This window comes from Serratia sp. H402Y, from assembly GCF_051172415.1.
Lineage (GTDB): Bacteria > Pseudomonadota > Gammaproteobacteria > Enterobacterales > Enterobacteriaceae > Serratia > Serratia ureilytica.
In genome coordinates this window covers 559,162-572,603 of the sequence record NZ_JBPIYZ010000002.1, presented here as the reverse complement: position 1 = coordinate 572,603, position 13,442 = coordinate 559,162, and the positions used below count along the sequence as shown (strand labels likewise).

Here is a 13,442-nt window from a genome sequence, read left to right as displayed (position 1 = left end):
GCCTGGCGGCAATAGCGCGGTGGTCCCACCTGACCCCATGCCGAACTCAGAAGTGAAACGCCGTAGCGCCGATGGTAGTGTGGGGTCTCCCCATGCGAGAGTAGGACACTGCCAGGCATCAAATAAAGCCGAAAGCCCTGAACTGACGTTCAGGGCTTTTTGCTGTGCGTAAAACGTAAAAAAGCGCAGCTACGCTGCGCTGCTTTCCCCTCCTTATTCTCCGTCAGCGAGCCAGAGAAAAGGCCCCGAAGGGCCTTTGATTAGGGTGTGTTTGCTTTTTTCACTTATTATTCGGTCAATGCGAGCTGCCCTGAGAAATACCCAGCCCGGTTTGCGAACGAACAAACTGCGCCCGGAAGCGTTCCCGCTCTTGCTGCCCGGCCAGCGAGCTGTCGGTGATCGAGAACAGCCAGGTGCCGACAAAGGCCACGATCATCGAGAACAGCGCCGGGTATTCGTACGGGTAAATCGGTTTCTCATGGCCGAGGATCTGCACCCAGATCGTCGGGCCGAGGATCATCAGAATCACCGCTGTCAGCAGGCCTAACCAGCCGCCAATCATCGCGCCGCGGGTCGTCAAACGCGACCAGTACATCGACAGGATGATGATAGGGAAGTTACAGCTGGCGGCGATGGAGAACGCCAGCCCGACCATAAAGGCGATATTCTGCTTCTCGAACAAAATCCCCAGGGCAATGGCGACCAGGCCTAATACCACGACGGTGATCTTGGAGACCTTCAGCTCATCGCGCTCGGTCGCCTTGCCGTTTTTAATCACGCTGGCGTACAGATCGTGGGACACGGCCGAGGCGCCGGCCAGCGTCAGGCCCGCCACCACCGCCAGAATGGTGGCGAACGCCACCGCCGAGATAAAGCCGAGGAAGAAGTTGCCGCCAACGGCATTGGCCAGATGCACCGCCGCCATGTTGGTGCCGCCCAGCAGCGCGCCGGTGGCGTCTTTGAACGCCGGATTGGCGCTGACCAGCAAGATGGCGCCGAAGCCGATGATAAAGGTCAGAATATAGAAGTAACCGATAAAGCCGGTGGCGTAGAACACGCTCTTGCGCGCTTCCTTGGCGTCACTCACGGTGAAGAAACGCATCAAGATGTGCGGCAGACCGGCGGTGCCGAACATCAGCGCCAGGCCAAGCGACAGCGCGGAAATCGGATCGGACACCAGCCCGCCGGGGCTCATGATGGCGATGCCTTTCGGATGCACCTTCACCGCTTCGGCGAACAGGGTATTGAAGTCGAAGTTAACCGACTTCATCACCATCAGCGCCATAAAGCTGGCGCCGGCCAACAGCAGCACCGCTTTGATGATCTGCACCCAGGTGGTGGCCAGCATGCCGCCGAACAGCACGTACAGTACCATCAGGATGCCGACCAGGATCACCGCCACATGGTAGTTGAGCCCGAACAGCAGCTGGATCAGCTTGCCGGCGCCGACCATCTGCGCGATCAGATACAACGCCACCACCACCAACGAGCCGCAGGCCGAGAGGGTGCGGATCGGTTTCTGCTGCAGACGGTAAGAGGCGACATCGGCGAAGGTATAGCGGCCGAGATTGCGCAGGCGTTCCGCGATCAGGAACAGAATGATCGGCCAGCCGATGAGGAAGCCGATGGAGTAGATCAGGCCGTCATAGCCCGAGGTATAGACCAGTGCGGAGATGCCGAGGAACGAGGCGGCGGACATGAAGTCGCCGGCGATCGCCAGCCCGTTTTGCAGACCGGTGATGCGCCCGCCCGCAGTGTAGTAGTCCTGACGGGAACGGGTGCGTTTGGAGGCCCAATAGGTGATGTAGAGCGTGGCGCCGACAAACAGGATAAACATCACGATCGCCTGGATGTTCAGCGGCTGACGATGCACCTCGCCGCCAATGGCGTCGGCGCAGGCCAGGCCCGGCAGCAACAGCAGCGCGGCGGCGGACAATAAGCGCTTCATTGTTTCACCTCGCGCAGAATCTCTGCGGTGAGGCGATCGAATTCGCCGTTGGCGCGGAACACATAGATCCCGGTCAAGACGAAAGAGATCACGATCAGCCCGACGCCGACCGGGATCCCGCGGGTAATGGTCGATCCGGCGGCGATCGGCGTGCCGAGCCATTGGGGATCGAAGGCGATCAACAAAATGAAGCCGACGTACAGCGCCAGCGTAATCAGCGAAAGCAGCCAGGCGAACCGGCCGCGTTTTCTCACCAGCTCTTTAAAGCGCGGGTTTTCTTCAATCCCTTGATAAATGGTGTCATTCATCAGAGTGTCTCCAGTAGGTATTGATAGAGTACGCCGCGCCAGGGCCGCTCAACGGCGCGTTATCCGAATGAGCGGCCTGAAGCGGCGTAAATTATGACGGCACTTTCATTGATTGTTTTTCTTCCAACAGCTTGTCGACTACAGCCGGATCCGCCAGCGTGGAGGTATCCCCCAGGTTGCTGGTGTCGCCGGCGGCAATTTTGCGCAGGATACGCCGCATGATCTTGCCGGAGCGCGTTTTGGGCAGCGAGTCTGTCCAGTGCAGCACGTCCGGCGTGGCGATCGGCCCTATCTCTTTGCGCACCCAGTTGCGCACTTCGGCATAGAGCTCCGGCGTCGGTTCTTCGCCGTGGTTCAGCGTGATATAGGCGTAGATCGCCTGGCCTTTGATGTTATGAGGAATGCCGACCACCGCCGCTTCGGCGATTTTCGGGTGAGATACCAGCGCGGACTCGATCTCGGCGGTGCCCAAACGGTGGCCGGAGACGTTCAGCACGTCATCGACGCGGCCGGTGATCCAGTAGTAACCGTCCTCGTCGCGGCGGGCGCCGTCGCCGCTGAAATACATGCCTTTGAAGGTCGAGAAGTAGGTTTGCTCGAAGCGGTCATGATCGCCGAACAGGGTGCGCGCCTGGCCCGGCCAGGAATCGACGATCACCAGGTTGCCTTCGCAGGCGCCTTCCTGCGGCGTGCCGACATTATCGACCAGCGCCGGCTGTACGCCGAAGAAAGGCCGCGTGGCGGAACCGGCCTTCAGCTCGGTGGCGCCCGGCAGCGGGGTAATCATGAAGCCGCCGGTTTCAGTTTGCCACCAGGTGTCGACGATCGGGCATTTGGCGTTGCCTATCTTGTTGTAGTACCACTCCCAGGCTTCCGGGTTGATCGGTTCGCCGACCGAGCCCATGATGCGCAGCGAATCGCGCCGGGTGCCTTCGATCGCCTTGTCGCCTTCGGCCATCAGGGCACGAATGGCGGTCGGCGCGGTATACAGAATGTTGACCTGGTGTTTGTCTATCACCTGCGACAGACGATTGACGCCCGGATAGTTAGGTACGCCTTCGAACATCAGCGTGGTGGCGCCGCAGGCCAGCGGGCCGTACAGCAGATAGCTGTGACCGGTGACCCAGCCCACGTCGGCGGTGCACCAGTAAATGTCGCCGTCGTGATAGTCGAACACATACTTAAAGGTCATCGCGGCGTACACCAGGTAGCCGCCAGTGGTGTGCAGCACGCCTTTTGGCTTGCCGGTCGAGCCGGAGGTGTACAGGATAAACAGCGGATCTTCGGCGTTCACTTCTTCCGGCGGGCAATCGGCGGAAACGCCCTGGGTCAGCTCATGCCACCACAGATCGCGCCCTTCCTGCCAGTAACCCGGTTTGCCGGTGCGCTGGAACACCACGACGTTGGCCACGCTGACCACGCCGGGGTTTTTCAGCGCATCGTCGACGTTCTTTTTCAGCGGCACGGCGCGGCCGGCGCGCAGGCCTTCATCGGCGGTGATCACCAGTTTGGCGTTGGAGTCGATAATGCGCCCGGCGACCGCTTCCGGTGAGAAGCCGCCGAAGATCACCGAATGTACGGCGCCGATGCGGGCGCAGGCCAGCATCGCGACCGCCGCTTCCGGCACCATCGGCATATAGATAGCCACCACGTCGCCTTTTTTCACGCCGAGCTTTTTCAGCACGTTGGCGAATTGGCAGACATCATGGTGCAGCTGTTTGTAGGTCACTTTCTTGGATTGGGTCGGGTCATCGCCTTCCCAGATAATGGCGGTCTGGTCGCCGCGCTCGGCCAAATGACGGTCCAGGCAGTTGGCTGCCAGGTTCAACGTGCCGTCTTCAAACCAACGGATGCTGACGTGGCCCGGATCGAACGAGGTGTTTTTGACTTTGGTATAGGGTTTGATCCAGTCCAGGATTTTGCCATGCTCACCCCAGAAAGCTTCTGGGTCTTGAACCGACTGTTGATAATACTGTTGGTATTGTGCCGGATTAATCAGGGCGCGTTCTGCAATTGCAGAAGGAATAGCGTGTTTATGCAGTTGGCTCATAGCTTTTCTCCTTGAAGTTGTTAATGATATGTCAACTGAAGGTTAAGTATAGTTTGCTACGATTCTTTGTTTCTTTTTTGCGCGGCAGATCACGCAACAAAGATATTGATTTGTAATAGTTCTGTCGTATTTGCAGTACGTATCTATCTATTTGGCGTTTAAATCATCATAAACCCGCTTTTTTAGCCAAAAACACTTATCTAAAGAACAAAAAAGAATAAACAAAGGCGAGGGTGTTTGCCTCGTGCTTAATAAGGGGGGGAGAGACCGACATTATTTCGCGCTATAAATCTTTTTTGATTATTTTTCGCTATTAATATTCGAAGTTGGTATTAACGCGATATAACGATGGACGGCACATCGTGAAATAACGTTCTATTAACGCTTAATTCCTGATGAAAACTCGGGAAATACCGTGTGGCATTCATCATGCTGAATTGTTCGATTTTTAATCTGAATATAAAACGGCGCTGCATTTATGGGTGAAAATGTCACTCGGCCAATTCCCATTTATTTGACTTTTGAGTAACAAAATATAAACATTTGATGCGGACTAAATATGCAGAATGGACGAAAAATAACGCATTTTAATCGCGTTCAAAAAAACGTCGCCGGCGCGGTTATGTGCTTCATTATATGAAAAATTATGTTTTTAATAACAAGCAATTATGCCATTTGAAATAGTTGCGCGAATTTTTTGTGATTCGATTCAGCGCTCAACCCTGACAAATCAAGGCTTGCAGAGCATGCCGCCCGGATGATACAGATTTATACTGCGTCGCACCCAGGGCAGGTGAACGCTTCCACTGAATTAACATAAGCCTGTAATAAATGATTAAGTATTCTTTTCGCCGTGTTGCGACTTTGTACGGCGCAAAGAGTCTTTGAGGACTTTTTGGGTATGAAAAGTGTAAAAATTAGCCTGGCTTGGCAAATCCTGATCGCGTTGGTGCTGGGTATTATTGTTGGCGCGGTATTGCACAACCAGACCGAATCTCGTGAGTGGCTGGTGAGCAATATTCTCAGCCCGGCGGGTGATATCTTTATTCGTCTGATTAAGATGATTGTGGTGCCGATCGTTATTTCCACGCTGATCGTCGGTATTGCCGGCGTGGGGGATGCGAAAAAGCTGGGCCGCATCGGATTGAAAACCATTATTTACTTCGAAGTGATCACCACGATCGCCATCGTGGTGGGGCTCACCTTGGCCAACGTCTTCCAACCGGGCCACGGCATCGATATGTCGACGCTGACCACGGTGGACATTTCGCAGTATGAGAAAACCACCGAACAGGTGCAAAGCGGTTCGCACAGCCTGGTGGCGACCATTCTGTCGCTGATCCCGTCGAACGTCTTCTCGTCGATGGCCAAGGGCGACATGCTGCCGATTATCTTCTTCTCGGTGCTGTTCGGTCTGGGGCTGTCGTCGTTGCCGAAAGAGACCAAAGAGCCGCTGCTGAAGGTCTTCAAAGCCGTGTCCGAGAGCATGTTCAAAGTCACCCACATGATCATGCGCTATGCGCCGATCGGGGTGTTTGGTCTGATTTCGGTCACGGTGGCGAACTTCGGTTTCGCTTCGCTGCTGCCGTTGGCCAAGCTGGTGGTGCTGGTGTACTTCGCCATCGCGTTCTTCGCCCTGGTGGTGCTGGGGGCGGTCGCTCGGCTGTGCAACCTGCGCATCTGGACGCTGATCCGCATCCTGAAAGACGAACTGATCCTGGCTTATTCCACCGCCAGTTCGGAAACGGTGCTGCCGCGCATCATCGAAAAGATGGAGGCTTACGGCGCGCCCAAGTCGATCACCAGTTTCGTGGTGCCGACCGGTTACTCCTTTAATTTGGATGGTTCGACGCTGTACCAGAGCATCGCCGCCATCTTTATCGCCCAGCTGTACGGCATCGAGCTGTCGTTGGGGCAGGAGATCGTGCTGGTGCTGACGCTGATGGTGACCTCGAAAGGGATCGCCGGCGTGCCGGGCGTCTCGTTCGTGGTGCTGCTGGCGACGTTGGGCAGCGTCGGCATTCCGCTGGAAGGTCTGGCGTTTATCGCCGGCGTGGACCGTATCCTGGATATGGCGCGCACCGCGCTGAACGTCGTGGGCAACGCGCTGGCGGTACTGGTTATCGCCAAGTGGGAGCACCAGTTCGATCGCAAGAAGGCGCTGGCCTACGAAACGGAGTTCCTGGCGCAGAAGGTGAAGCCGGCCAATCAAGGCTAATCACCGGCTAGCGGGATATGAAAAACGCCCCGGGCATCCGTGCCCGGGGCGATTTGTTTTTATGCCCTTTCAGCCTGCCACTTTCTTTTCTCTGCCCCCACTGCGTCGCTTGCATCCCCGCTTAACAGAATCTAAAGTGTTACCAAATTATTGGAAATGATAATAGATGTTATTATCATTTTCATTTGATGATGTATGGAGACACACAAAAGCCGTTGAATGGCGGGGTATCGCCCGTTCGGCGCTTTTATTCAGGCTTATCAAAGGTAGGTAACATGTCGGACACCGCTTTGGCCTCTGAATGGTTGCCGCTGGCGCCAGCGCAGCTTGATTTCTGGGAAGAATACACCTTGCACCCTGGGCAGACCTTATCCACCGTCGCCCATTGCACCGAACTGTGCGGCGCAATAGAGGAAGCGGCGCTCTGCCGGGCGATCGCCGCCACCCTCGCCGAGACGCAGGCGTTTGCCCTGCGCTTTGGCGAACGGCGTGGCGACCATCCTCCGCCGCTACGGCACGAGCCACAGCGCATACCGTCATTGCAACGTATCGATCTGCAAACGCATCGCGATCCCTGGCAGGCGGCGCAAAGCCTGATGCACGAGGATATCGCGCAGCACCGGGCGTTGCACCGCGAACCGTTAGCCGCCGCCTGGCTGCTGAAGCTGGGACCGGAGCGTTACCTCTGGTACGTGCGTGCGCACCATATTCTGGTCGACGGTTTCGGCATGGCGCTAATCGAACACCGCTGCGCCGCGCTCTATGCGCACTACCTCGGCCAGGGGAGCGCGGGCATCCCTTTGGGTGCTTTCGCCCCCTTTCAACAGGCCGAGTTGGCCTACGTCGATTCTGAACGCTGCGAGCGCGATCGGCGCTTTTGGCAGGCCTATCTGCCGCCGTCGCAGGCGCTGCCGACGGTGCGTAAGGGCGGCGGGGAGTATGGCGTGCGACGCCTGAGCGTCAACCGTCGGTTGCCGACAGAAGTCGCGCAACGTCTGGCGCAGCAGTCGGAACGCAGTGGCATCAATTGGCCCGACTTGCTGGTGGCGCTGTCGGCGGCCTGGCTGTTTCAGGTCATACCGCGCCACGCCCGGCAGGGCGATGCGTTGCCGATGTGGATGCCGGCAATGAATCGCCGCGGGCAAGCCGCCACCAACGTCCCTTCGCTGGCGGTTAATACCTTGCCGCTGCTGGTATCGCCGTCGCCAATGGAGACGCTGGGGAGCTTTCTGACCACCCTGACGCAGCAGCTGCGCGAGCTGCGCAGCCACGCCGGCTATCGTCTGCGCCAACTGGCCGCCGATCGCGGCGTGGATCCGAACTCGCGCTTCTTTATTTCTCCCTTCATCAACGTGCAACCCTTCGATGCGCCCCGTTTTGTCGGCTGTCGCGGCGCACGGCGCGTATTGGCCGGCGGCTCGGGCGACGGTTTCAACCTGACGTATCGCGGCCGCACCGACGCCCGCGATCTGCAGGTGGATATCGATATTTATCTGGAACAGTTCCCGACGGAGGATGCGCTGGACTATGGCGAGGCGCTGCAAGAATTTCTGCTGCGCGCGCTGCAGCGGGAAGCCTGGGAGCAACCGCTCGCGGCCCTGACGGCATTGCCCGCCTGATAACCTGCGGGCGGGGGATATCCCCGCCCGAGTGGTGTGGCTTCAGCTGGTCAGTAACGCCGCCACTTCGCGCGCATTCTTGCACGGCAAGAGCGCACTGCTCACCAGCCGGGTGCCGAAAGCGTCATTGAGGCGCTCCGCCACCTGTTTGATATGCGGCAGCTTCAGCCCCATGGCGATAAACGCCGTCTCTTCTCCCCATTCCGGGCGCGGCGTCACGCCGATCGCCTGCCAATAGATGGTCAGGATCTCTGCGCTGCGCGCCAAAGGCGCGTTCGGCGGCGGGGCTGCGCAGGCGTTCAGCGCCGGCGCGGTTTGCCGCTGGCTCAGGTCGGCGCGGATACGATGGCGGTCGGTTTTGCCGTTGGCAGACAGCGGCAGCGCCTCGGCGTGGATAAAGCGCGTGGGAATATGGGTACAGGGCAGATAGCCGGTGGCGAAGGCGCGGATCTCGGACAGCGGCAGCGGCTTGCCGTCGCGGGTCAGATACAGGGCGCCGAGCGCCGCCTCGTTGTTCTCTCCGCTGGGATAATCCACGACCACCATATCCCGGATCGCCGGATGGCGGCGCAGCACGTCTTCGATTTCCGGCAGCGAGACGCGCACGCCGCGGATCTTCACATAGCCGTTCACCCGGGTGGCGAACATGATGTTGCCGTCCGGACGGTAATAGCCCTGATCGCCGGTACGGAAAGCGCGCAGCGGCTGCCCGTCCGGCCCTGCGAGGGTGACGAAGTCGTGCTGCTTCAGCTCCCCCTGCTCCAGGTAGCCCAACGCCAGGTTGACCCCGGCGGTATGGATGCGGCCGACCACGCCGGCCGGGCAGTGGCTGCCGTCGTCATGGCAGATGAAATAGCGGTTGGCCGGCAGCGGGCGGCCGTAAGGCACGGTGCCGCTCTCCTGCGGGGCGATCGGGTGCCAGATGCTCCAGATGGTGGTTTCGGTCGGCCCGCCGAGTGAGAACAGCGCGAGATCCGGGCGCAGGGTGCGCAGGGTTTGCACCGTCGCCGGCTTGATGTAGTCGCCGCCCTGCGCCACCAAGCGCAGCGAGCGCAGGCTGTCGGCCGTTTTACAGGTGAGCAGCATCTCCAGAATGGCGGGCACCGAGCACCACAGGCTGACCCGATGTTTTTCCACCAGTTGGTTCCAACTGATGGCGTCTTTTTCCTGATGCGGCGCCGGCAGCACCAGCGTGGCGCCGGCGCACAGCGAACCGAACAGATCGAACATCGACATGTCATGGTGCGGCGGCGTCACGGAAATAAAGACGTCGTCGGCGGTGACTCTCCAGCGCTGTTGGGTTTGGTGCACGACGTTGGCGGTGGCGCGGTTGTTGAGCACCACGCACTTGGGTTTACCGGTGGTGCCGGAGGTATACAGGTAATAGCTCGCGGCCTGGCTGGCGCTGCGTTCCGCCAACGCCTGTTCATCCGGCAGCGCGGGCGCGCGATCCGTCGGCGTCAGCAGGGTAGCCGGCGTCACGCCGATCGGCGTCTCCAGATCGCCGCCGTGCACCACCAGCGTCGGCCGGCAGTTCTCCAGCAGGTAGGCGGTGCGCTCCGGCGGCGAGTTGATGTCGATAGGCACCCAGATCACCCCCTGCAGGGCGCAGGCGAGGCTGAAGATGATCTGTTCCGGGCTGCGCGGCAAATACAGCGCCACCACGTTGCCCGGCTGTACGCCGCGGCTCTGCAGGTTGGCGATCGCCGTGGCGATCCGCTGGCCCAGCTTGCGATAGGTCAGCGTCTGCTCGCCACAGATAAGCGCGTTGCCGCCGTTATGCGCGCCGAACAGCCGCTCGGCCAGCTGCGCCAGATAAGGATAAGGCGCGTAATTCGCTTCGCTGTCGTTGTGGCGGTAATGCGCCAGATCGATGAAATCTCGCGGGGCGATCGCCAGATCGGCGCGTTGGCAACTGTGCAGGATGCGCCGCTGCAAGGCCGCCAGCATGGCCGCTACCTGCTCGCCGTGCAGCGCCTGCTCGGCGTAATCCACGCACAGCTGCAGGTTTTTTTCGCTGTCCAGCGTCAGACGGATATCAATGGCGACCTGCGGCGTTTGGGTCAGGCCATCGTGGAAGCGCACCGGCGCCTCGGCCGGCAGCGTTTCCCAACCTAAACAGTTGGTCAGGATCACCGGCAGCGCCGGGCCGCCCTGGCTTTGGCCGAGCAACTGACGCGCCAGATCGACGCCGGAAAACGCCAGGTGATCGAGCGCGCCGAGCACATCGTCCTGCAAGGCTTGCGCGCGCTGGATAAAGTCTTCGCCATAGCGCGAATAGCGCACCGCCACGAAGCTGGAGGCGTTGCCCAGCGCGCCGTCGGCGGCGGGGAACGCCACCGGCACCCCGACGCACAGCTCGCCGTCGGTGGTCCAGTGGGCCAGCGTATCGAGGATCAGCGCCGAGAGCAGGCTGTTGCGCAGCAGCGCATGCGGCGATCCCAGGCGGCCGAGCTGTTTTATCGTATCGCGCGGCAGCGTCAGGGTGGCGCGGCGATAGCGTGATGAGGTGAGATTGGCGAGCGGGGCGCGCCACGGCAACGCCGACGGGGTGGTGACATCCTGCAGCTTTTCGCGCCAGTAGGCGGCATCGGCCTGGCGCTGCGCCGCCGATGCGGCGGGGGGCGGCAGCGCGGCGGTGGTCGGCGTCAGAGGGCGATCGTCGAACAGGCGCGCGATCACGGCGGAGATCCCCTGGCCGTCGAGGATCAAGGCATCAAAGCTGGTAAAGATCAGCGTATCGTACGGCGATCCCGTCGGATCCTGCTGTTCGGCAAGTTGGATCACGGCGATGCGCCACAGCGGTTGGCTCGGATCGTGGCGCTGGTGGGAGTAACGCTCGCGCAGTTGTTCCGTCTGGCGCTGCGCCGCTTCGTCATCCAGCGAGCGTAGGTCGTGGCGATCCAGATGCAGCGTGATTTCCGGGCGCACGTGCTGCGTGCCGCGCTGCACATCGATGCAGGTGCGCAACGCCGGGTAGTGCTGTACCAGCTCGGCCAGGCGCGCTTCAAGGCGCGGTACGTCCAGCTGCCGGGCGCGGTATTCGCGAAAGTCGTGCATCGCCACGCCGCCCAGCGGCCATCGATCGCTGCGGCCCAGAAGATAGGCCTGCTGCAGTGCGGTTAATGGTGTCTCCATGGTACTTCCCTATAGTCGCTAACCGATTAAAACGAGCCGGGCGCTGCGCGCCCGGAAACCGATCTCAGTGCTGCGGTGCCAACGCGGCGAGCAGCGTTTTCGCATTCCGTCCTGCCTCGGGCGAGCGTTGGCAGATCAATGCCGCCAGCGCCGCCGGAGAGGGATGCGCCGCCAGATCCTGCGCCGTCAGCGCCGCCGCCAGATACTTGTTGAGCACCGTCAGCAGCGCGTTCACCCCGGCATCCGGCAGGGCCAAGCGGTGGATATCGTCGTGGTCGTGCAAGCCTGCCTCGGGGGCCACCCGCGTCAGCAGCCGGTGCAGCACCTGGCGCACCGGCGCCTGCTGCGCCAGCGCGTCGGGCGTACATTGCGCCAACAGCTGCGACAGCGGGCGATCGAACGCCTCCGTTTGCCGTGCGGCCAGGTGCAGCAGCGCCCGGTAACAGGCCAGCAGGCGCGGCAGCACCTGCTCGGGGAACGCGTCCTGCCGTACGTCCCAGTTGATCAGAATGCCGTCGTCGACGTGGGCGACCTGCGCATCCAGCGCAACCTGCGGGCCTTGAGAGATGACCCAGCCGAGACGGCCGAAGGTGTCGGTGACCCGTTCGGAAAACAGCGTCTTGCCGCGGATGCCGAAACCGGCGGTAAACACCACCGGCGAAGGCTGCAGGCTGCCGTGCAGACGCGACAGATCGCGCATTACGCTCACGCCGGGGTAATCCGCATGCTCGATAAGCTCCGCCAGCTGCGCCATCAGGCGCCGGCAGAAGGCGCTTAGATTTTCCGTCGGGTTCAGCTCCACGCCGAGCAGCACCAGGTTAGAGAAATCGCCGATGAGGCGATGCGCGTCCTCCCGTTCGCTCTCGCGGTGGAACAGCGGCACGTTGAGCCGGAAGCGCGTCATATTCCAACCCTGGCCGACGGCCAGGGCGAACAGCGCCAGAAACAGCGTCGAGAGGGAGGTGTGGTGCCGTTTGGCGACGCTTTCCAACGCGCGGCTTTCTTCTGCATTCAACTGGATGGCCAGGCGATCGCTGCGGCAGCGGTCCGGCGTGCGCAGCAGGCGCGGCGCTGGCGGCACCTGCGCCAGGCGTTCACGCCACCAACGCTGGCCGCGTTCGCGCCGTTGGCGTAGCCCGTCGTCGGCGTCGCGTCGTTCGAGGTGTTCGAAGTAGGCCGGTGGCGCGTCATCGGAGGGGGGCGGCGGACACCGGTGATAAAACGCCGTCAGATCCTCCATCAACAGGCGAAAGCTCATGGCATCGCCGGCGATCATGTCGAGATCGACATGCAGGCGGCTGCGCCCTTCCGGCAACAGGCTCAGGCTGATATCGCAGGGAACGCCCTGTTCCAGCGGCAGCAGCTGGGTGCTTTTCGCCTGGCGTTTGGCGGCGAGCGCGGCCGCCAGCGTCGCTTCATCGGCGTGTCGCCAGTCGTCGAGATGCAAGGTATGCCGGGGACCGGGGGGCGCGATCGTCTGTCGGCCATCGTCGGTAATGCGCAGGCGCAGCAGCGGATGATGCAGGTACAACATCTCTACGGCCTGGCGCAGCCGAGCGGCATCCAGCTCGCCGCCGTCGAACTCCGCATACAGGTGGGCGGCCATGCCGCCCAGAGGGGGAGCGGACTGTCGGCCTACCCAATAGGCGGCCTGCATCGTGGTTAACGCTTTCATCGGGTATCCATTTTGATTCAGCCAACGAGACTGCAAGAATATATCCAAATGTTAATAGGAATGAAAATTATTATTATTTGATCCATTTGGCGCACGGGTGCTATCTATAAGGCGTTTTAGCAACACCGAGCAGAGAGGGCGTTGGGTGTGAATAATTTATCTATATTATTCTTAGCATTGAAATGATTGCTTGTTATTGCAGCGCTCGTTTTTCCTGCGAAAGTATAAGGGTTTCTGGCAGTTATCTTGTCAGCCCTCACACCTTTGTTGATAATGATTTGCATTAGAAAATGCAAAATATTATCATTCTTAACATTATTTTACGTTTTTATACAAGCTGCCGGCCGCTCCGCCGGCGGCTTGGCCGTGGACGGGGCCGCGCCCGTTCGGCCGCGAAAGACATGGGTTTGCCGCAGGGATAAGCAACAGCAAGGCCGGGAAGGCCGCAGCGTCATGATCTGTGTGAGTGTCGATGTAGGTTGTGTA

At 60.3% G+C, this 13,442-nt stretch carries 7 protein-coding genes and 1 rRNA gene; 3 read left to right on the top strand and 5 right to left on the bottom strand.

Annotation, left to right across the window (positions count from 1 at the left end; translation table 11 throughout):
• The first annotated feature begins 1 nt into the window (after nucleotide 1).
• A 5S ribosomal RNA gene (rrf, locus tag ACSBQS_RS16680) occupies nucleotides 2–117 on the top strand.
• 178 nt (nucleotides 118–295) lie between these two features.
• On the opposite strand, the gene actP is transcribed toward rrf, so the two are convergent.
• The 3 genes from actP to acs all read right to left on the bottom strand — a co-directional run bounded on the left by actP (nucleotide 296) and on the right by acs (nucleotide 4,306).
• On the bottom strand, nucleotides 296–1,948 hold the full coding sequence (actP, locus tag ACSBQS_RS16675) for a cation/acetate symporter ActP (RefSeq protein ID WP_004930048.1): 1,653 nt from the start codon (nucleotides 1,946–1,948) through the stop codon (nucleotides 296–298).
• Nucleotides 1,945–2,256, bottom strand: coding sequence for a DUF485 domain-containing protein (locus ACSBQS_RS16670; RefSeq protein ID WP_004930047.1), 312 nt, complete (start codon nucleotides 2,254–2,256; stop codon nucleotides 1,945–1,947). The genes actP and ACSBQS_RS16670 overlap by 4 nt, the downstream gene beginning before the upstream one ends.
• 91 nt (nucleotides 2,257–2,347) lie before the next feature.
• The gene (acs, locus tag ACSBQS_RS16665) at nucleotides 2,348–4,306 is read right to left on the bottom strand and encodes an acetate--CoA ligase (protein ID WP_033652607.1); all 1,959 of its coding nucleotides are present in this window, start codon (nucleotides 4,304–4,306) and stop codon (nucleotides 2,348–2,350) included.
• Between the two features lie 901 nt (nucleotides 4,307–5,207).
• Here acs and gltP point away from each other — a divergent pair.
• Both gltP and ACSBQS_RS16655 read left to right on the top strand, forming a co-directional pair.
• Nucleotides 5,208–6,524 (top strand): glutamate/aspartate:proton symporter GltP, encoded by a 1,317-nt coding sequence (gltP, locus tag ACSBQS_RS16660; RefSeq protein ID WP_033641576.1) that lies wholly within the window; start codon nucleotides 5,208–5,210, stop codon nucleotides 6,522–6,524.
• Between the two features lie 275 nt (nucleotides 6,525–6,799).
• Nucleotides 6,800–8,143, top strand: a complete 1,344-nt coding sequence (locus ACSBQS_RS16655; RefSeq protein ID WP_197666981.1) for a condensation domain-containing protein — start codon at nucleotides 6,800–6,802, stop codon at nucleotides 8,141–8,143.
• Nucleotides 8,144–8,185: 42 nt separating this feature from the next.
• Here ACSBQS_RS16655 and ACSBQS_RS16650 read toward each other — a convergent pair whose 3' ends face one another.
• Together ACSBQS_RS16650 and ACSBQS_RS16645 are read right to left on the bottom strand one after the other, a co-directional pair.
• Nucleotides 8,186–11,281: an amino acid adenylation domain-containing protein gene (locus ACSBQS_RS16650; RefSeq protein WP_434991228.1), complete on the bottom strand. Its 3,096-nt coding sequence runs from the start codon at nucleotides 11,279–11,281 to the stop codon at nucleotides 8,186–8,188.
• A gap of 64 nt (nucleotides 11,282–11,345) precedes the next feature.
• On the bottom strand, nucleotides 11,346–12,956 hold the full coding sequence (locus ACSBQS_RS16645; RefSeq protein ID WP_434991227.1) for a condensation domain-containing protein: 1,611 nt from the start codon (nucleotides 12,954–12,956) through the stop codon (nucleotides 11,346–11,348).
• Between the last annotated feature and the right edge of the window lie 486 nt (nucleotides 12,957–13,442).